The sequence below is a fragment of the Sphingobium nicotianae genome (assembly GCF_018603885.1).
GTDB classification, from domain to species: Bacteria; Pseudomonadota; Alphaproteobacteria; order Sphingomonadales; family Sphingomonadaceae; genus Sphingobium; species Sphingobium nicotianae.
On sequence record NZ_JAHGAW010000016.1, the window covers coordinates 1 to 16,594 of the forward strand.

At 67.0% G+C, this 16,594-nt stretch carries 20 protein-coding genes; 11 read left to right on the plus strand and 9 right to left on the minus strand.

What is annotated here, in order from left to right; all coding sequences use genetic code 11:
* Positions 1-163 precede the first annotated feature (163 nt).
* Positions 164-1,522 carry a hypothetical protein gene (locus KK488_RS19880; RefSeq protein WP_214625467.1) on the plus strand — a complete coding sequence of 453 codons (1,359 nt, stop codon included), beginning with the start codon at positions 164-166 and terminating at the stop codon, positions 1,520-1,522.
* 18 nt (positions 1,523-1,540) lie between these two features.
* Here KK488_RS19880 and KK488_RS19885 read toward each other — a convergent pair whose 3' ends face one another.
* Positions 1,541-2,110: an eCIS core domain-containing protein gene (locus KK488_RS19885; RefSeq protein WP_214625468.1), complete on the minus strand. Its 570-nt coding sequence runs from the start codon at positions 2,108-2,110 to the stop codon at positions 1,541-1,543.
* Positions 2,111-2,322: 212 nt separating this feature from the next.
* Between KK488_RS19885 and KK488_RS19890 the strand changes: the two genes are divergently transcribed.
* The 3 genes from KK488_RS19890 to KK488_RS19900 all read left to right on the plus strand — a co-directional run bounded on the left by KK488_RS19890 (position 2,323) and on the right by KK488_RS19900 (position 3,801).
* On the plus strand, positions 2,323-2,646 hold the full coding sequence (locus KK488_RS19890; protein ID WP_214625469.1) for a hypothetical protein: 324 nt from the start codon (positions 2,323-2,325) through the stop codon (positions 2,644-2,646).
* Positions 2,647-2,714: 68 nt separating this feature from the next.
* Entirely contained in the window at positions 2,715-3,011 is a 297-nt protein-coding gene (locus KK488_RS19895; RefSeq protein ID WP_214625470.1) for a DUF3297 family protein, read from the plus strand.
* Positions 2,998-3,801: a tetratricopeptide repeat protein gene (locus KK488_RS19900; protein ID WP_214625471.1), complete on the plus strand. Its 804-nt coding sequence runs from the start codon at positions 2,998-3,000 to the stop codon at positions 3,799-3,801. The genes KK488_RS19895 and KK488_RS19900 overlap by 14 nt, the downstream gene beginning before the upstream one ends.
* Positions 3,802-4,046: 245 nt before the next feature.
* On the opposite strand, the gene KK488_RS19905 is transcribed toward KK488_RS19900, so the two are convergent.
* Entirely contained in the window at positions 4,047-4,433 is a 387-nt protein-coding gene (locus KK488_RS19905; RefSeq protein WP_214625472.1) for a hypothetical protein, read from the minus strand.
* Between the two features lie 561 nt (positions 4,434-4,994).
* Positions 4,995-6,059 carry a DNA replication/repair protein RecF gene (gene recF, locus KK488_RS19910; RefSeq protein WP_214625556.1) on the minus strand — a complete coding sequence of 355 codons (1,065 nt, stop codon included), beginning with the start codon at positions 6,057-6,059 and terminating at the stop codon, positions 4,995-4,997.
* Positions 6,060-6,157: 98 nt separating this feature from the next.
* Here recF and KK488_RS19915 point away from each other — a divergent pair, with 98 nt between their 5' ends.
* Entirely contained in the window at positions 6,158-6,712 is a 555-nt protein-coding gene (locus tag KK488_RS19915; RefSeq protein ID WP_214625473.1) for a peroxiredoxin, read from the plus strand.
* A 3-nt stretch (positions 6,713-6,715) separates the two neighbouring features.
* Here KK488_RS19915 and KK488_RS19920 read toward each other — a convergent pair whose 3' ends face one another.
* Positions 6,716-7,039, minus strand: a complete 324-nt coding sequence (locus tag KK488_RS19920; protein ID WP_214625474.1) for a hypothetical protein — start codon at positions 7,037-7,039, stop codon at positions 6,716-6,718.
* Positions 7,040-7,538: 499 nt separating this feature from the next.
* Here KK488_RS19920 and guaA point away from each other — a divergent pair, with 499 nt between their 5' ends.
* From guaA to KK488_RS19945, 5 genes are all read left to right on the plus strand, one after another.
* On the plus strand, positions 7,539-9,119 hold the full coding sequence (guaA, locus tag KK488_RS19925) for a glutamine-hydrolyzing GMP synthase (protein WP_214625475.1): 1,581 nt from the start codon (positions 7,539-7,541) through the stop codon (positions 9,117-9,119).
* Between the two features lie 223 nt (positions 9,120-9,342).
* Entirely contained in the window at positions 9,343-9,708 is a 366-nt protein-coding gene (locus KK488_RS19930) for a hypothetical protein (protein WP_214625557.1), read from the plus strand.
* Positions 9,709-9,749: 41 nt separating this feature from the next.
* A complete protein-coding gene (locus KK488_RS19935) occupies positions 9,750-10,271 on the plus strand; it encodes a metal-dependent hydrolase (protein WP_214625476.1) in 522 nt (173 codons plus the stop codon).
* A 110-nt stretch (positions 10,272-10,381) separates the two neighbouring features.
* On the plus strand, positions 10,382-11,179 hold the full coding sequence (locus KK488_RS19940) for a class I SAM-dependent methyltransferase (protein WP_214625477.1): 798 nt from the start codon (positions 10,382-10,384) through the stop codon (positions 11,177-11,179).
* Positions 11,176-11,877, plus strand: coding sequence for a DNA alkylation repair protein (locus KK488_RS19945; RefSeq protein WP_214625478.1), 702 nt, complete (start codon positions 11,176-11,178; stop codon positions 11,875-11,877). The genes KK488_RS19940 and KK488_RS19945 overlap by 4 nt, the downstream gene beginning before the upstream one ends.
* Before the next feature lie 147 nt (positions 11,878-12,024).
* On the opposite strand, the gene sciP is transcribed toward KK488_RS19945, so the two are convergent.
* Both sciP and KK488_RS19955 read right to left on the minus strand, forming a co-directional pair.
* On the minus strand, positions 12,025-12,324 hold the full coding sequence (gene sciP / locus KK488_RS19950) for a CtrA inhibitor SciP (protein ID WP_214625479.1): 300 nt from the start codon (positions 12,322-12,324) through the stop codon (positions 12,025-12,027).
* A gap of 79 nt (positions 12,325-12,403) precedes the next feature.
* The gene (locus KK488_RS19955; protein WP_214625480.1) at positions 12,404-12,721 is read right to left on the minus strand and encodes a hypothetical protein; all 318 of its coding nucleotides are present in this window, start codon (positions 12,719-12,721) and stop codon (positions 12,404-12,406) included.
* Between the two features lie 166 nt (positions 12,722-12,887).
* Here KK488_RS19955 and mnmA point away from each other — a divergent pair, with 166 nt between their 5' ends.
* On the plus strand, positions 12,888-13,994 hold the full coding sequence (gene mnmA, locus KK488_RS19960) for a tRNA 2-thiouridine(34) synthase MnmA (RefSeq protein WP_214625481.1): 1,107 nt from the start codon (positions 12,888-12,890) through the stop codon (positions 13,992-13,994).
* Positions 13,995-14,002: 8 nt separating this feature from the next.
* Here mnmA and KK488_RS19965 read toward each other — a convergent pair whose 3' ends face one another.
* The 3 genes from KK488_RS19965 to KK488_RS19975 all read right to left on the minus strand — a co-directional run bounded on the left by KK488_RS19965 (position 14,003) and on the right by KK488_RS19975 (position 16,529).
* Positions 14,003-14,584, minus strand: a complete 582-nt coding sequence (locus KK488_RS19965; RefSeq protein WP_214625482.1) for a poly-gamma-glutamate hydrolase family protein — start codon at positions 14,582-14,584, stop codon at positions 14,003-14,005.
* Positions 14,581-15,477, minus strand: coding sequence for a DUF8021 domain-containing protein (locus tag KK488_RS19970; protein ID WP_214625483.1), 897 nt, complete (start codon positions 15,475-15,477; stop codon positions 14,581-14,583). Before KK488_RS19970 ends, KK488_RS19965 begins: the two co-directional genes overlap by 4 nt.
* A gap of 233 nt (positions 15,478-15,710) precedes the next feature.
* Positions 15,711-16,529, minus strand: a complete 819-nt coding sequence (locus tag KK488_RS19975) for an alpha/beta hydrolase (RefSeq protein ID WP_214625558.1) — start codon at positions 16,527-16,529, stop codon at positions 15,711-15,713.
* Positions 16,530-16,594: the final 65 nt, after the last annotated feature.

A 16,594-nucleotide genomic window follows, 5' to 3' on the forward strand; every position in this document is an offset into this window, starting at 1 on the left:
TCTTCGCCCACTGCGCATCGTTCAACTCGTAACGCTTGTTACCCATCGTCCGCTCCGCGTTCCAACACGGAGCCCTATGAATCAGCGATCAGACCTTTTGGAAATCCTGAATGTCGATCCGGCCTAGTATGACGAGCAATTCTATCTGCTCGTCGGCGACCGGATGCTCCACGGCGCCTTGCCCTATGTCGACATGTTCGACCGCAAGCCGATCGGCCTGTTCCTGATCTATGCCGGGGCGCGGCTGCTGCCGGGCGACGGCTTCCTCGCCTACAAGCTGGTCGCGCTGGCCTTCCTCGCCGCGACGGCACTGGGCGTCTTCCACCTCGCGCGGCGGCGGACGGGGATGTTCGGCGCCACCGTCGCGGCCTGCCTGTTCGTGCTGTGGCATCAGTTCATGGGCGGGGAAGGGGGCCAGTCGCCGGTCTTCTACGACCTGTTCATGGTCGGCGCCGCGATGCTGGTCGTGCGCGCGATCGACCGGCCGGGCGACGTGCGCCGGCTCGGCACGGCGGCGATGCTGGCGATCGGCCTCGCGATCGAGATCAAGCCCTGCGTGGCGGCCGAGGGCATTTATTTCGGCTGCGCGCTGCTGTGGATCGCGCATCGGCAGGGCGCGTCCGCCGGCTCGCTCGCGCTGTCCGCCTCGCTGTGGATCGGCGCGGCGATGCTGCCGACCGCGCTGGTGTTCGGCGCCTATGCCGCGATGGGCCATGCCGACGCCTTCCTCTTCTGCAATGTGCTGAGCGCCATGGCGCAGGAGCGCAATCCGCTGGGCGTGCAGCTGCGCGACCTGGCCGAGATCATCGCCATCCTCTCGCCGCTCGGCATTCTCCTGGCCTTCGGCCATGCGCGCGGCATGATCCCGCCGGCGGACGCGGCGACGCGCTTCGTCCAGGGCTGGTTCCTCGTCTGCCTGCTGGCCGTGCTCGGCTATTTCCGCTTCAACAGCCCGCACTATGCGATCCCGCTGCTGCTGCCGATCTGCGTGCTGCTGGCGCCCCTGTTCGATGCGCCGCCGCGCCGCGAGCGGGTGACGCTGGCGCTGGTCGGGCTGAGCTTCGTCATGAGCCAGATCGTGCTGCGCGATCATGAGGCGCGGCGTGGCGGCGGCGCGGAGGCGGCGCTGGCGGCCGCTGCCGCACGCCCGGCGCCCGGCCGCTGCATCTTCGTCTATTCGGGCTATCCGGCGCTCTACATGCTGACCCACAGCTGCCTGCCGAGCCGCTGGGCCTTCCCCGGCAGCCTCGACATGCATGACGAGCGCAATCCCGCGGCGATCGGCGTCGATCCGGCGCGGGAGGTCGCCCGCATCATGGCGAGCCGCCCCGCCGTGGTGGTCGACGAGTGGCCGCACAGCCGCTTCGGCAATGCCGCGACCCAGGCCGTGGTCGATCGGGCATTGCGCCGCGACTATGCGCTCGCGACCTGCCTGCCGCTGGGCGACGGGCGCACGCAGCTTTTCTATCGCCCGCGCGGGGAGGGTCGCGCGATCCGACGGCCGGCGAACTGCCCGGTCTGAGCCGCCGGTCGGGGCGCCTCAGTTGCCCGGCCGCGCCTTGTTGGCTTGCGCATAGCGCGCGGCGCCCGCCTCCGCCTCGCGCTCCACGCCGACATGATCGAGCGTGTAGCGCCGCGCGAAGCCGCGCACGCCCCAGCGGTCATATTGCTGCACATGGGTGAGCTCGTGCGCCCACAGGCGCGCGTCGGCGAGCAGAGCGGCATCGGGGCGGAACAGGATGACGTCGCCCAAGGTGATCGCCACCGCATTGCCCTTGAAGGCATTGGTCTGGAGGCTGAGATCATGGCCGTTGCCGATCCGGTAGCGCACCCGCGCCAGCAGCGCGTCGGGGAAATAGCCCCGGAGCCGCGCGCGGATCGCCTGCGGCATGGGCTGGACGCCGGCGGATAGCGCGTCGCGCCGCGAGGCCCAGATCCACTGCGCGAGCGCCTCGCCCGCCGCATCCTCGCCGGCGCGCTGCATGTCGCGCAGCAGGCGCTGACCGACGGCATTCCAGTCCGTCTTTCCTGCCTGCGCGAGGAGCGATGCGGGCGTCGTCAGCGCCGCGGCGAACAGGGAGAGGGCAAGGAGGACTCGGCGGGGAGGCATGCAAAAGGCACCTAGGCGGGGAGCGCTGAATAGCCGTTTAACACGGCGCGCCCGCATCGCTCGCCTGTCGCCCGATCGCGCCGGCTGACCGGTTCGCCGTAGCTGGCCGCGCGATGAACGGCCCATTCGCCACAGGTTCAGGCGCCGCGCGTTACCCCGATATCACAGGCGAGCGAAGGCCGCGCTGCCTGAACATCAAGTGGAGATGTATGATGAACCTGACCAAGAGCATCGCAGCGGCCGCGCTGGCCGTTACCACGCTGGGCGTCCTTCCGGCCACCGCGGCCGAGGCCGGCACCACCGTTTCGATCAGCTATCGCGACGGCTATCGCGGGGATTATCGTGATTATCGCGATTATCGCCGCGACCATCGCCGGTGGGACCGCGACCATGACGGCATTCCGAACCGCTACGACCGCTACGACAATCGTCGCGGCTGGAACGGCTATGGCGGCGGCTATCGGACCCGCTGCTGGACCGAGTGGCAGTATGACGGCTGGCGCCATGAGCGCACCCGCGTCCGCGTCTGCCGGTAAGACTTGCTGCCCGGAAGCTGATGGAGAGGCGTTGACGGCGGATCGGTGGTGGGGCTAGGCGTTCGGCCATGTCCAATACGCCATCAGACACGCCGCCCGATCGCCTCTCCACCAATGCGCGCAGTCCCCATTTCGACATGGAGACGCTCCAGCGCGGCATCGGCATCCGCTTCAAGGGCCGCGAGCGCACCGACGTCGAGGAATACAGCATTTCCGAGGGCTGGATCCGCGTCGCCGCGGGCAAGAGCCGCGACCGGCACGGCCAGCCGCTGACGATCAAGCTCAATGGCGAGGTCGAAGCCTGGTTCCTCGATACGGCGCAAGGGGCTGCGCCTGCCGAAAGCGCGGGGGATGACGCGAGCTAGGGTTCCGCTATTCGCCGCGCTGGCTGCCGCCGGGCTGTTGCTCGCGGACTGCGGCGGCGCGAATGCCGCGCAGGACAATCAGGACAAACCCGCCGCCCAAGCGGCCGCGCAGAACGGCGCCGCGGCTCCCGATCCCGCCGCGCTCGTGGCCGCGCTCGAGAAGATGGCCGCCGCCGGCAACGGTGAGGCGAGCTATCATCTGGGAATGGCCTATCATCTCGGCAACGGGGTGCCACAGGATAAGGCGAAGGCGCTGGACGCCTTCCGCAAATCGGCGGAACTCGGCGATCCGCTCGGCGCCTACAAGCTCGGCTGTTACTATGACGGGCAGGGCGAAGGGCTGGTCAAGGAAGATGACGCGCTCGCCCTCAAGTACAAGCTGGTCGCCGCGGAGGCGGGCTATGCGCTCGCCCAGCAGGATGTCGGTATCCTCTATGGCGAGAAAAGCGATTTCAATACCGCGCTGGGCTGGATCGCGCAGGCGGCGGCACAAGGCTGGCCGGACGCCTTGCGCATCTACGCCTCGATCCACAACGGCGCGGCAGGCATTCCGAAGGACGCGGCGACGACCGACGCCTATTTCACGCTCGCGCTGCGGATGACCGATGGCGGTGACGCGAAGCAACGGGCCTGGCTGACGGCTTTCGAGGCGAAGATGTCGGCGCAGGACAAGGCGCGGGCGGATCAGCTCGTCGCCGGCTATCGGCCGGCACCGACCGCGCTCACGCGCAAGGCATTGGCCGGCCAGCGCGCGGCCGAGGAGCTGGTCGCCGCGGCGACGCCGGACTGAGCGGCGGGACCCCTTTCTCCCGGATCGCGCCATGCCGCGTCCCGTCGCGGAGGGTTCCAAATTCCAGAACTTATCCCGGTCTGGCAGAACCAGTGCTCCCGCGCAGGCCGGAGCCCAGGGCGATATGAACCGCCGTCGGGTCATGGGTCGCGCGGGACAAAGTCCGGACCGGGCGAATGACGCCTTTCGAGCGGCGCGTCAGTGCGGCTGGATGTCAAAAGGATCGTGGGAAGCGGACATCAGTCCTAGGTGGGCGTGTCGGCGAAGGGATATGCGACCACTTGAAACTCGTCTTGGTAGACGATGAACCCCGGCCGCCGCGTTTTCAGCACCTCGGTCTCCAAACCGTTTTCGCCGAGCACCTGTGTGTAATCGCGCATCCTCGCGATGTACTCGACCGCCGTTGCCCGAAACCAGCTCAACGCTTGCGCCTTACGATTAGGCTTCGCCGATAGCGAGAAGCGATTTGGATGTGGCAGATGATCATTGAACCAATCAAAGGCGTCCTGAAGCCTCTGCACATCGTGAGCTGTTATATCAGTGCTGTGCGCCAATGCGTTCCCCGCATGAAACACGCCCCGCCGCCTTCCTGAGCGGGGGTCAATTTCGCCGATGACGAAGCGGATAAACATCCCGCTATGCTATCCTTCACCTGTAAACATTGAATGTCTGCAATGGCGTCGGTGGCTGACCAGCCGATATGGCAAGAACGGGGTGGGGAGCGGACGGTCCGGTTTGCAACAGATAAGGCGCAAGATCAGACGATTGTTCAGGCTACCCTAGCAGGCCGGTTGAGGCGATTAAGATGAACGCTCCAAAACAAAATCCGAACACAGCCATCCCCATCGTCAGCCAATACTGGAATGGATCATGACTGCGAGTGTAGGTCTGGCCTCTTACATTGATGCTTTGTGCGGAGAGGCCGACATACAGTCGGTTCATCATGAAAGCTGCCATCCCGCCCGAAACCAGAATTAGGAGCCACATGCCGACCATAGCCCATTCTGCATGGCGGCGCCTAAACCGTCAACGACTGCTTCCGGAGCGTTTTAAAGTCTTTAGGAAGGGCAACAACGTCGTCGCGTCCTGACTGTCGGCTTCCGGGAGGAAATGCTGGATAGCCGTCGTTCGAATTTGTCAGCGCAGCCCAGGCTCCTGCTTTTGCAGGCGCGCTGATTTACACAGGACAGCCTCTAGGCCGGGCTGATCCGTCCATTCTCGACGACCAGCCGCGTCGCCGCGCCGATCCCCTCGAACAGGCTGGCCTCGGTCCCCGTCATCCATACCTGGCCGCCGGTGGCGCGCAGGCGATCGAACAGGGCGCCGCGCCGGACCGGATCGAGATGCGCGGCCACTTCGTCGAGCAGGATGACGAGCGGCCGCCCGCTGATCGACCGGACGAGCTCGGCATGGGCGAGGATGATGCTGAGCAGCAGCGCCTTCTGCTCGCCGGTCGAGCAAAGCGCGGCGTCCTGATCCTTGGCGAGGTGGCGCACGAGGAGATCGGCGCGGTGCGGTCCGGCGAGCGTCCGCCCCGCCGCCTTGTCGCGTGAGCGGCCGGTGGCGAGGGCATCGCGCAGTGCCGCCTCGTCGCCGTCCCATCCCGTCAGCGCCAGCCCCGGCCGCGCGAACAGGCTCTGCGCGCTCTCGTCGATCTGCTGCGCGAGCGCCGCGACCAGCGCGCGCCGTGCCGCGTCGATCGCCGCGCCATGCTCGGCCATCTGCGCCTCGAGCGCGCCGAGCCAGGCGGGGTCGGGCGGCCGCTCGTCGGCGAGCAGGCTGTTGCGCGCGCGCATCGCCGCCTCGTAGCGGACGCTGTGCATGGCGTGCGCGGGGTCCTGCGCCAGCACCAGCCGGTCGAGGAAGCGCCGCCGCCCGCCCGGGCTCTCCAGGAACAGCCGGTCCATCGCCGGGGTCAGCCAGCTTACCGCGAGCAATGCCGAGAGCGCATTGGCCGAGGCGGTCCTGCCGTCGATGCGCACCTGGCGCTTGTCCGGCGCGTCCGGCTCCGTGCCGGTGCCGACCTGTGTGTCGCCGATCCGGGCGGAGACCGCGAAGCCGCCCGGCCCTCCCTGCCGCGCCATGTCGCGCAGCGCAGCGCCGCGCAGGCCGCGCCCGGGCGCCAAGAGCGAGACGGCCTCGAGAATGTTGGTCTTGCCCGCGCCATTCTCGCCCGAGAGCACGATCATCGCCACGTCGGGCGTGATCAGCGCGGCGGCATGATTGCGGAAATCGGTGAGGGCGAGGCGGGCGATCACCATGGCCGCTCGTAGCCGGAGAGGGCTGGCGGGCCAAGACCTTCTGTGGCAGACTGAGTTTCAGGGCAAGACTGACCCCCGGACCCAGGAGAAACCCCATGAAGACCAAGGCATGGATTGCAGCCGCGAGCGCGCTCGCCGGGCTCATCATCGCGAGCGGCGCCCATGCCGCGCTGGCCGTGGGGGCCAAGGCGCCTGACTTCGAGACGCGCGGCGCGCTGGGCGGCAAGATCTTCAATCTGAAGCTCAGCACGCAGCTCAAGAAGGGACCGGTCGTGCTCTATTTCTTCCCGGCGGCGTTCACCCCCGGCTGCACGGCGGAGGCGAAGGAATTCGCCGACATGTCCGACGAGTTCAAGGCGCATGGCGCGACGGTGATCGGCATGTCGGCCGACCCGGTCGACAAGCTCGCCCAATTCTCCACCGAAGTGTGCCGCAACAAGTTCGCGGTCGCATCGGCCGGCCCCGCCGTCATCTCGGGCTATGACGTGGCGCTCAAGCTCCCCGACCCGCGCTTCGCCGGCAAGACCGACCGCACCTCCTATGTGATCAGCAAGGCCGGCAACATCGTCTATGTGCACAGCGCGCTCGACTATCGCGAGCATGTCAAGAACACGCTGGCGGCGGTGAAGAGCCTCGAAGCGAAGAAATGAGCCTCAGCGGGCCGGGCTGCGCGCGAGCCGGACCAGCACGCCGATCAGGATCAGGCACCAGGGCAGGGCGGCCCAGTCGGTCCAGTCCGGACCGGTGACCGGCGTCGAGACGCTGTTCAGATAGACGACCAGTGCCGCGAAGGTGAGCAGACAGGCGCCGACGCCGAGGGTGCAGGCCCGTGCGATCCTGGCCGACCGTTGCCGGTCGCCGCTTCCCCATCTCGCATGAGCGGCAAACCCCAGGGCGAGCAGGGTCAGGACGGCGCCGCTCGCGATCACGATGAGGCAGAAGATCAGGCCGTCGAGGCGGATCGTGATGTCGCTCATCGGTCGCTCCCCTGCTCCGCTACCGTTATCGCCGCATCCTACGCGCCGGATGGCGAGGATGCCAGCGCGTTGGGCGAAGTCCGGTATGGGGTGGGAAGCTGACGCATCTATTCCTCCCCAAGCTTGTCTTGGGGAGGGGGACCGCGAAGCGGTGGAGGGGCCGCCGAAGGCGGAAGGCCGGTCCATTTTCCCTCCACCACCCTTCGGGTGGTCCCCCTCCCCGAGACAAGCTCGGGGAGGAACTAAATGTCCGAAAAGTCGTCGCGTCCTGACTGTCCGCTTTCGGGCGACATCTTCGGATAGCCGCCAATGGGCGGAGGCAACGAATTTGCCCAAGGACCATCGTGCGGCAGGCCACGCGGGCAGGCGATGGTCAATCGCGGTCGGCCCTGTCCGGGACGGTTACGGGCACGGGGCCGCCGCGGAAAAAATGTCGCCGTCGCCGGCCATGCCCAAGGCGCGTATGGACAGGCGGGCGGGTGTCCATTATCCGCTCGCCATGTCAGCCAGCAACTCCTCCCATCCCGACTCCATCCTGATCGTCGATTTCGGCAGCCAGGTGACGCAGCTCATCGCCCGGCGCGTGCGCGAGGCCGGCGTCTATAGCGAGATCGCCCCGTTCACTCAGGCGCAGGCCGCGTTCGAGCGGATGAAGCCGAGCGGGATCATCCTCTCCGGATCGCCCGCCGGGGTGCCGGAGGAAGGATCGCCCCGCGCGCCGCAGAGCCTGTTCGAGGCGGGCGTGCCGGTCCTGGGCATTTGCTACGGCCAGCAGGTGATGAGCCACCAGCTCGGCGGCGAGGTGAAGCCGGGGCACGAGACCGGCGAGGGCGGCGAGTTCGGCCGCGCCTTCCTGACCGTCACCGAGGAATGCGTGCTGTTCGACGGCCTGTGGAAGGTCGGCGAGCGGCATCAGGTGTGGATGAGCCATGGCGACAAGGTGACGCGGTTCGCGCCCGGCTTCCGCATCGTCGCCATCTCGGACGGGGCGCCCTTCGCGGTGATCGCCGACGACGAGCGGCGCTTCTACGGCACCCAGTTCCATCCCGAGGTGATGCACACGCCCGACGGCGCGCGGCTGATTGCCAATTTCGTGCGCCATGTCTGCGGCTGCGCGGGCGACTGGACGATGGCCGAGTTCCGCGCGACCAAGATCAAGGAAATTCGCGAACAGGTCGGGTCCGGGCGGGTGATCTGCGGGCTCTCGGGCGGGGTCGACAGCGCGGTCGCCGCGGTGCTGATCCACGAGGCGATCGGGCACCAGCTCACCTGCGTCTTCGTCGATCATGGCCTGATGCGGCTGGGCGAGGCGGAGCAGGTGGTGAGCCTGTTCAAGGGCCATTACAATATCCCGCTCGTCCATGTGGACGCGAGCGAGATGTTCCTGGGCGGGCTGGCCGGCGTCACCGATCCGGAGGCGAAGCGCAAGTTCATCGGCAAGGCGTTCATCGACCTGTTCGAGGCGGAAGCGAAGAAGATCGGCGGCGCGGATTTCCTGGCGCAGGGGACGCTCTATCCGGACGTGATCGAGAGCGTGAGCTTCACCGGCGGGCCTTCGGTGACGATCAAGAGCCACCACAATGTCGGCGGCCTGCCCGAGCGGATGAACATGCAGCTGGTCGAGCCGTTGCGCGAGCTGTTCAAGGACGAGGTGCGCGCGCTCGGCAAGGAGCTGGGTCTGCCGGACGTGTTCGTCGGACGCCATCCCTTCCCGGGGCCCGGCCTCGCCATCCGCATCCCGGGCGAAGTGACGCAGGAGCGCTGCGACATTCTGCGCAAGGCCGACGCCATCTATCTCGAGGAGATTCGCAACGCGGGGCTCTACGACGCCATCTGGCAGGCCTTCGCGGTGCTGCTGCCGGTGCGCACGGTCGGCGTGATGGGCGACTATCGCACCTATGACAATGTGCTCGCCCTGCGCGCGGTGACGTCGACCGACGGCATGACGGCGGACATCTATCCGTTCGAGGCGGCCTTCCTCTCGGCGGTCGCGACGCGGATCATCAACGAGGTCAAGGGCATCAACCGGGTGGTCTACGATTTCACGTCCAAGCCGCCGGGGACGATCGAGTGGGAGTAGAGCCGCAATAGCGAGCGTCCGGGGGACGCTTGCCGGCTTTACCCGGCGCCACAAGGCGCCACGGCGCGATGTGAAATCTCCGCTCCCGATTCGCCTCGTCGCGGATCGGATTCGCCCTGCCTCCCGGACCGTTGCCGCCGTGATCGCCGCGCCCTAGCCCGAGCGTCAACGGCTCGGAGACTGAAACATCATGACATTTCGTATCGCATCGGCGCTCGGCTTCATGCTGGCGCTCGGCCTCGCCACGGCGCCGGCCCAGGCCGAGGGGATCGGCGCGGAAGCCGATTATGCGCGCGCCAATGGCGGCTGGGGGACCGAGATCGGCGCGGGCTATGCGCTTGGCATCGCTGGGTTTCGCCTCACGCCGGGCGCGGGCGTCTATATCCGCGACGGCGACACGGATCTGTACGGCCGCATCGAAGCGACCGTCGCGCTGCCCATGACGGCGCGGATCGGCGCGGGCGTGCGCTTCAGCGCCGATGATCCGCGCCCTTATGCGACGATCGCGATGCCACTGCTGCCCAAGGTCGCGATCAAGGCCAATGCCGGGCCGAAATATGTCTCGCTCGGCCTGACGCTGGGCTATTGATGCGGCTTGGCCCAGCCTGAGCGCGCGGGCAGAAAGGCGGGATGCCGACGATCTTCAGCCATGCCCTGATCCCGCTCGCGGCCGGCGCGATCACGGGGCGTCGGCGCGTATCGGCACGGCTTGCCATGGCCGGCGCGCTGCTGGCGATGCTGCCCGATCTCGACGTGATCGGCTTTCGCTTCGGCATCGGTTATGCGAGCGAATGGGGCCATCGCGGCTTCACCCATTCGTTCGTCTTCGCCGCGCTGATGGCCGGGATTGTCGCCCTGTTCTGGCGGCCGGCGCGGAGTTTTCCCGCCTGGCTGTTCCTCCTCGCCTGCATCGCGTCGCATCCGCTGCTCGATATGCTCACCGACGGCGGGCAGGGCGTCATGCTGCTCTGGCCGTTCGACACGACGCGCTACTTCCTCCCCTGGCATCCGATCCGCGTCTCGCCGATCGGCGCGCGCTTCTTCAGCGAACGGGGATTGGAAACGGTCTGGTCGGAATTGACCCTGATCTGGCTGCCGGCCGCGATGATCGCCGGGATGTCGTTCATGCTGCGAGTGCGAAGGCTTCCTTGAAACCTGTTCTTCGGTTAGGCTCGGCGGCGCGCCCCTGGCCGTGGCGCGGTTTCAACGAGAAAAGGTCGCATGCATCCCGACGGTCCAGTCCACCGGTGCAGGAGTCTCGCATGAATTTTCGGAAGTTGAAGGGAAAAATCGCCGCGCGCCTGCCGCAGCGGCTGGTCAAGCCGGTGTGGCGCAGCGCGGACGAATATGCGTTCAAAGGGCCAGGCAGCGTCCGCGAGGACATCGAGCGCAAATATGGCTGGTCGGGCGATCTGCTCGACATCTTCGTCAGCAATCCGGACAATATCGTCCATAAATGGCATCATTATCTGCCGCTCTACGATCGCTATCTCTCGCGCTTCCGGGCGGAGAATCGCGGCGACACGCCGCTCCGCTTTCTCGAGATCGGCGTGAGCAAGGGCGGCAGCCTGCAGATCTGGCGGCGCTATTTCGGGCCGGATGCGATCATCTTCGGGATCGACATCAATGAGGATTGCCGCCGGTTCGACGGACAGGCGGGGCAGGTGCGGATCGGGTCGCAGGACGATCCCAAATTCCTCGCCGACGTCGTCGCGGAAATGGGTGGGGTCGATGTCGTGCTCGATGACGGCAGTCACGTCATGAAGCATATCCGCACCTCGCTCGACTGCCTGTTTCCGCATGTGAGCGAGGGCGGTCTCTACATGATCGAGGATCTCCACACGGCTTACTGGAAGATGCACGGCGGCGGCTATTGGACACCGCAGAATTTCTTCCGCTTCGTGGGCGAGCTCATGGACGACATGCACCACTGGTATCATGACGAGGGCATGCAGCATCCCCAGATCAGCAACGCCTGTCCCGGCATCCACATTCATGACAGCATCGTCGTGCTGGAGAAGGCCGCCGTCCACGCGCCCGCCAGTTCGCGAATTGCATGACGGCTTTGCGAGCACGGGTTCTGGAAGCACTGTCGGCGATCGCCGAGCCCGCGCGGGCGCCGGCGATGCAGGCCTATATGAAGTCGGCCATGCCTTATCTGGGCGTCCCGGCCGTGCCACTGGCGGCGGTGTGCAAGGCGGTGTTCGCGGACCTCGCCTATGCCGATAGCGCGGCCTGGCAGGCCGATGTGCTGGCGCTCTGGCGCGGCGCGAAAGTCCGCGAGGAGCGCTATGCGGCGATCGCGCTGACCGGGATCCGCGCCGCGCGCGGGTTCCAGCGGATGGATGCGCTCGGCATGTATGAGGAGATGATCGTCACCGGCGCCTGGTGGGACTATGTCGATACGATCGCCGGGCAGCGATTGCTCGCGATCCTCCGGGCCGAGCCGGTGGCGATGAAGGCGGCGATGCTGGACTGGGCGGTCGACCCGGATATGTGGAAGCGACGCAGCGCGATTCTCTGCCAGCTTGGCGCCAAAAGCGCGACCGATCTCGATCTGCTGGAAGCCTGCATCGCGCCCTCGCTGGATTCGAAGGAATTTTTCCTCCGCAAGGCGATCGGCTGGGCGCTGCGGCAATATGCCCGCACCGATCCGGCCTGGGTCGCGGCGTATGTCGCGCGGCACGAGGCGCAGCTGAGCGGACTGAGCAAGCGCGAGGCATTGAAGCATATCGGCGCGGCCAAGTCCGCCGCCTGATCTCGCGCCGATGCGAGCCGGGATGGCCGGAGGCTCCCTGCCGCCCATCACAATGAAAAACGGCGCCCGACAAGGGGCGCCGTCTTCGGTCGCTGGCAAGGTTCGGGGCGGGCTACCGCAGAAGCCCGCCCCGGTCTTGCTGGGTGATCAATAGCGCTGCTGGCGCTCGTAAAGCGATTTATAGTGCTGGATGCGTGTGACCCGCAGCCCGGGCATGCCCGACCGATCGACCGCGCGCTGCCAGCCGGCAAACTCCTCGAGCGTCAGCGCATAGCGCTCGCAAGCCTCATCGACGGTCAGCAGGCCGCCATTGACGGCCGCGACGACTTCCGCCTTGCGGCGCACGACCCAGCGGGTGGTGCCGGGCGCGGGAAGCGACTCGATCGTCAACGGCTCCCCGAGGGGTCCGACGACTTGAGAGGGGCGAATCTTCTGGTTCTCGATCATTTTTGTCCTCATTCACCGATGGGATCGGCTTCACACGATCTTTGTATGCTGGTGGTGACAGCGAAGGTTTGCTCCTTGGCTAAGTCCCAAGGTAAACTGCGCTTTCACCATCCGTCCCCATCGCCAATTGTGTCGCCACCGCCGCGTTGAACGATCCCGCCGCTCGCTTGAGAGCGGCCGGATGCGTCTTCGAAGCGAAGATCAGGGCCATCCGGCCCGCCTCGTCCCCGCTCACGACCGGAAGGTCGCGATCGCGGACGAGCCGGACGGTTGTTCCCGTCGCCTGGCGCGCTGCGTGGACAGCGAGCAGCAGATGCAGGTCCGGAATCCGGGTGCCGCGTCCGCCTGCCAGATTAAGGGGCAGTCCCTGATCATCGAATGGCGCATTCATGCCCATGGCCATGCTGATATCGGACAAAGGATAAGTCGGCGTAAAAGCCGCGGTCATCCCTTGTTAGGGCGGGTTAACGGCGGGGCCTGAAATCTGTCCCAGGATGTGCCAATCTGTCCCAGGATGGGCGTTTTGCTGGCCGGGCGAGCCGCCAGTCCCTATATGGCCGGCGATGGACGATCTTTTTCAACTCGGCGCAAATCTTTCCGGCAAGCGGATCGTGGTCGCCATGTCCGGCGGAGTCGACTCGAGCGTGGTGGCCGCTCTGGCCGCGCGCACGGGCGCCGAGACGATCGGCGTAACGCTCCAGCTCTACGATCATGGCGCGGCGGTCGGGCGGACGGGAAGCTGCTGCGCGGGGCAGGATATTCGCGATGCGCGCGCGGTCGCCGACCGGCTGGGGATCGCACACTATGTCTTTGATTATGAAAGCCGTTTCCGAGACTCGGTGATGGAGCGCTTCGCCGACGAATATCTGGCCGGGCGCACGCCGATTCCCTGCGTCCGCTGCAATATGGGCGTCAAGTTCACCGATCTGTTCGCGCTGGCGCGCGATCTGGCGGCGGACTGCCTCGCGACCGGCCATTATGTGCGACGGGTGATGGGAGCACAGAACGCGGAGCTGCACCGCGCGATCGATCCGGCGCGCGACCAGAGCTACTTCCTGTTCGCGACGACGCAGCCGCAGCTCGACTATCTGCGCTTCCCGCTCGGCGGCATGGAGAAGCCCGCCGTGCGCGCGATCGCGGCGGAGCTCGGCCTCGGCGTCGCGCTCAAGCCGGACAGCCAGGACATCTGCTTCGTGCCCGACGGCGACTATGCGCGGGTCGTGCGCAAGCTGCGGCCGGACGCGGACGATGCCGGCGAAATCGTCCATGTCGACGGGCGCGTGCTCGGTCCGCACAAGGGCCTCATCCATTATACGGTCGGCCAGCGCCGGGGGCTGGAGATCGGGGGGCAGGCCGAGCCGCTCTATGTGGTACGGCTGGAGGCGGACGCGAAGCGGGTGATCGTCGGGCCGAAGGCGGCGCTCGCCGTGCGCGGCGCGCGGCTGGAGGAGATCAACTGGCTGGGCGGCGATCATGCCGGGCCGCTCACGGCCAAGGTGCGCTCGATGGCGCGGCCGGTGCCGGCACGGCTCGAGGGCGAGCGGCTGGTTTTCGACGCGCCGGAATATGGCGTCGCGCCGGGACAGGCGGCAGTGCTGTATGCGGGCGACCGGGTGCTCGGCGGCGGCTGGATCGCCGAGACGCAAAGCGCGGAGCTGGTGGCGGGGTAAGACCCGGGTCAGACGATGGCGGACCGGATCGCCTCGGCGAAGGCCGCCATTCTCATGAGGTCCCGAATGAGCAGATCGCGCAGCCCGCGCGGCATTTCCATCTGAACGCCCTGGTCCCGCCTGCCGCGATTGCAGATGTTGCGGGGATCAAGCGCGGAGAAGAGGCGTCCCGGATTGCGCGCTTCGAATCCGGCCCGCTCCAGTTGCGCCTGGATCCGGTCCCGATTCTCCAGATCGAGCCCGCCGAGCCAGACGGCCTCCGGATCATCGCGGTTGCGGCGGCCATGGACGGAGACGATCCTGTCGGCCTTCGCGGCCAGGGCGAGCGCGCCGGGCTCGTCGAAGTTGCGGGACGTGATGTGAAGCTCGCGATGTCGCCGCTCCTCGCGCAATCCCTCGAACAGATAGAGCGACAGATCCTCTCCGGCGATGGCGCTTGCGACGGCGGAGGTGCTGGGTTCGATATAGCCGCCATGCGGCGCGAGGATCAGCACATCCTCCCGGCGCGCGAAGGCGCTGATGCGATAGTCCGTTCCCTCGACTTCCTGCGCGGCGAGCTGCGCGAAGCTTTCGTACCGGTCCTCGATCATTCCTTGCGCGGTACCTCGTCCGAGCTCGTCCAGTTGCGCGATGTCGCCAGCGGCAACGGCTTGAAGAAGGCGAGGATGGAATGGATCTGGCCGCCCCAGATCTTGAAAGCCTCGAAGGTCACCAGCGCATTGCCCGGTCCATAGCTGTCCGTATAGCCGAAGTTCATCCACAGCACGACGACGCCATTCTCCTCATCGACCGCCGCGACATTGGCGATGATCGAGGGGTGGAGCATGATGTGCTGGGCATACATGCCGCAATCCGCCCGTCCGCAGCCGGCGCCCGCCGTGATCACGCCATTCTCGACGCGATAGGTTTCCGGGGCGAATTTGGTGCCGCCATCGGTGAAATTGCCGATGCGCAATCCCTCGGGATAGCCAAGCGCGACCTTGATCATCTCGGCGCGGCTCATCTTCCTGCCGGCGAGGATGGGCGTGTTCATCCCCTTGATCGGCGCGCCGAGTTCGGTCGGCTGGAAGCGCCCGTCGGTCGTGACGCGCTGCACCAGCGTCTCGATGCCGGCGATCTTGCTATCCTTGACATGCAGCAGCACCGAATAGAGCGCCTGCGTCTTGTCTTCCCAGAGCTGCACATGGGCAACGGCAGTCTGGCGGGTCGTGTCGAGATAATCCTGGCGGAAGCCGCCCCTGGCGGTGACGGTCTTCCACAGGCCCTCGCCGAGCTTCAGGTCCTTCGAATCCTCGGTGAAGCGGACGCTGGGTGCGAGCGGCAGCCTGGAAGGGTCATGGGCGACGAGTGCGTCGACATATTGGGTGAGCAGCGCGGTGAGGCAGGCGCGATCGCATTGCTGCGCGGCCGCGGGGCTGGCGAGGGCGGCGAAGGCGAAAAGCGCGACGACGCGCGCGAGGATGGCATGACCTTTATGACGCACGGACCTCTCCCTGATGTCTGGCCGGACTCGCGGCTCGGGCGAAGAGTGGGGAGGAGGCCGCATATCGTCAAGCGGCGGCGGGTGGGCGCGAGGCGACGGTCAAGAAAAAGCGCCGCTGAAATTCCCTTCCGTTCGTGTCGAGCGAAGTCGAGACACGCAAGGACAGCGCTGACCGTGTCTCGACTTCGCTCGACACGAACGGAAGGACTTATGCCGCCGGCGCGCGCAGGCGCTCAGCTCCCGAACCGCGCCTTGAGCCAGGCATCCACCACCGGCGTCGCGGCATAGCTGGGGTCACCGAGGCTGCGGTTGATCACCATATGGCCCTTGAGGCCGGTGCCGGGGAAATCGTTGATCTGGACCGGCGTGCCGGCCTTGCGCAGCGCCTCGGCCAGCGCCTGCGACTGGGCGATGCCGTCCTTGCGCTGGACGTGCAGGATGAGGAAGGCGGGGGCGTTGGGCGCGGCCGCCTGGAAGGTCGGTGACAGCGCGCGCTGGCGCTCCGGGTCGGTGCCGAAGGCCTGCCCGTAGGTCTCCGCCATGAAGCGTCCGCCGATCTCGACCTGCTTCGCAACGTCATAGGCGGCGCCGTCGATCGGGACGATGCCGGCGACGTCGCTCTCGCTGAGGCCGGCAGCCTGCAGATAGCGCGGATCGGTGCCGACCAGCGCCACGAGATGCGCGCCGGCGCTGTGGCCCATCAGCACGATGCGGGCGGGATCGATGCCGAATTCGCCGGCATGGGCCTTCATATAAGCGAGCGCGCCGGCGACGTCGGCGGCCTGCTGCTCGATGGTCGCATTGGGCACGAGGCGATAGTCGATCGACGCGACGGCATAGCCCTGTTCGCGGAAATGGGCGACCTTCGCCTTGCCGGTGGCATTGGTCTTGTCGCCGCGCTTCCAGCCGCCGCCATGGACGAAGAGGATGAGCGGCGCGGGCCGTGTCGTCTGGAGGGTTGGCGCCCAGAAGGCGAGGGTCTGGAGCGGGTCCTTGCCATAGGCGACCTCCTTGCCGTCGACCGTCTGGTCTTCCCTGATCTGCGCCTGCATGCGCTGGGCGATGCGCTCGCGAATCCGGTCGCGGATGCTGGCGTCGCCCGGCGCGACGGCGACGG

Excerpts from the sequence above, each read along its gene's own strand:
- KK488_RS19965 (WP_214625482.1), bottom strand. The coding sequence starts at position 14,584 with ATGATCGAGGACCGGTACGAAAGCTTCGCGCAGCTCGCCGCGCAGGAA.
- KK488_RS19930 (WP_214625557.1), top strand. The coding sequence starts at position 9,343 with ATGCTGGCGCTCGGCCTCGCCACGGCGCCGGCCCAGGCCGAGGGGATC.
- KK488_RS19885 (WP_214625468.1), bottom strand. The coding sequence starts at position 2,110 with ATGCCTCCCCGCCGAGTCCTCCTTGCCCTCTCCCTGTTCGCCGCGGCG.
- mnmA (WP_214625481.1), top strand. The coding sequence starts at position 12,888 with ATGGACGATCTTTTTCAACTCGGCGCAAATCTTTCCGGCAAGCGGATC.
- KK488_RS19905 (WP_214625472.1), bottom strand. The coding sequence starts at position 4,433 with ATGTTTATCCGCTTCGTCATCGGCGAAATTGACCCCCGCTCAGGAAGG.
- KK488_RS19890 (WP_214625469.1), top strand. The coding sequence starts at position 2,323 with ATGAACCTGACCAAGAGCATCGCAGCGGCCGCGCTGGCCGTTACCACG.
- KK488_RS19945 (WP_214625478.1), top strand. The coding sequence starts at position 11,176 with ATGACGGCTTTGCGAGCACGGGTTCTGGAAGCACTGTCGGCGATCGCC.
- KK488_RS19900 (WP_214625471.1), top strand. The coding sequence starts at position 2,998 with ATGACGCGAGCTAGGGTTCCGCTATTCGCCGCGCTGGCTGCCGCCGGG.
- KK488_RS19935 (WP_214625476.1), top strand. The coding sequence starts at position 9,750 with ATGCCGACGATCTTCAGCCATGCCCTGATCCCGCTCGCGGCCGGCGCG.
- guaA (WP_214625475.1), top strand. The coding sequence starts at position 7,539 with ATGTCAGCCAGCAACTCCTCCCATCCCGACTCCATCCTGATCGTCGAT.
- KK488_RS19880 (WP_214625467.1), top strand. The coding sequence starts at position 164 with ATGCTCCACGGCGCCTTGCCCTATGTCGACATGTTCGACCGCAAGCCG.
- KK488_RS19975 (WP_214625558.1), bottom strand. The coding sequence starts at position 16,529 with ATGCAGGCGCAGATCAGGGAAGACCAGACGGTCGACGGCAAGGAGGTC.
- KK488_RS19895 (WP_214625470.1), top strand. The coding sequence starts at position 2,715 with ATGTCCAATACGCCATCAGACACGCCGCCCGATCGCCTCTCCACCAAT.
- KK488_RS19920 (WP_214625474.1), bottom strand. The coding sequence starts at position 7,039 with ATGAGCGACATCACGATCCGCCTCGACGGCCTGATCTTCTGCCTCATC.
- KK488_RS19915 (WP_214625473.1), top strand. The coding sequence starts at position 6,158 with ATGAAGACCAAGGCATGGATTGCAGCCGCGAGCGCGCTCGCCGGGCTC.
- KK488_RS19940 (WP_214625477.1), top strand. The coding sequence starts at position 10,382 with ATGAATTTTCGGAAGTTGAAGGGAAAAATCGCCGCGCGCCTGCCGCAG.
- sciP (WP_214625479.1), bottom strand. The coding sequence starts at position 12,324 with ATGATCGAGAACCAGAAGATTCGCCCCTCTCAAGTCGTCGGACCCCTC.
- KK488_RS19955 (WP_214625480.1), bottom strand. The coding sequence starts at position 12,721 with ATGGGCATGAATGCGCCATTCGATGATCAGGGACTGCCCCTTAATCTG.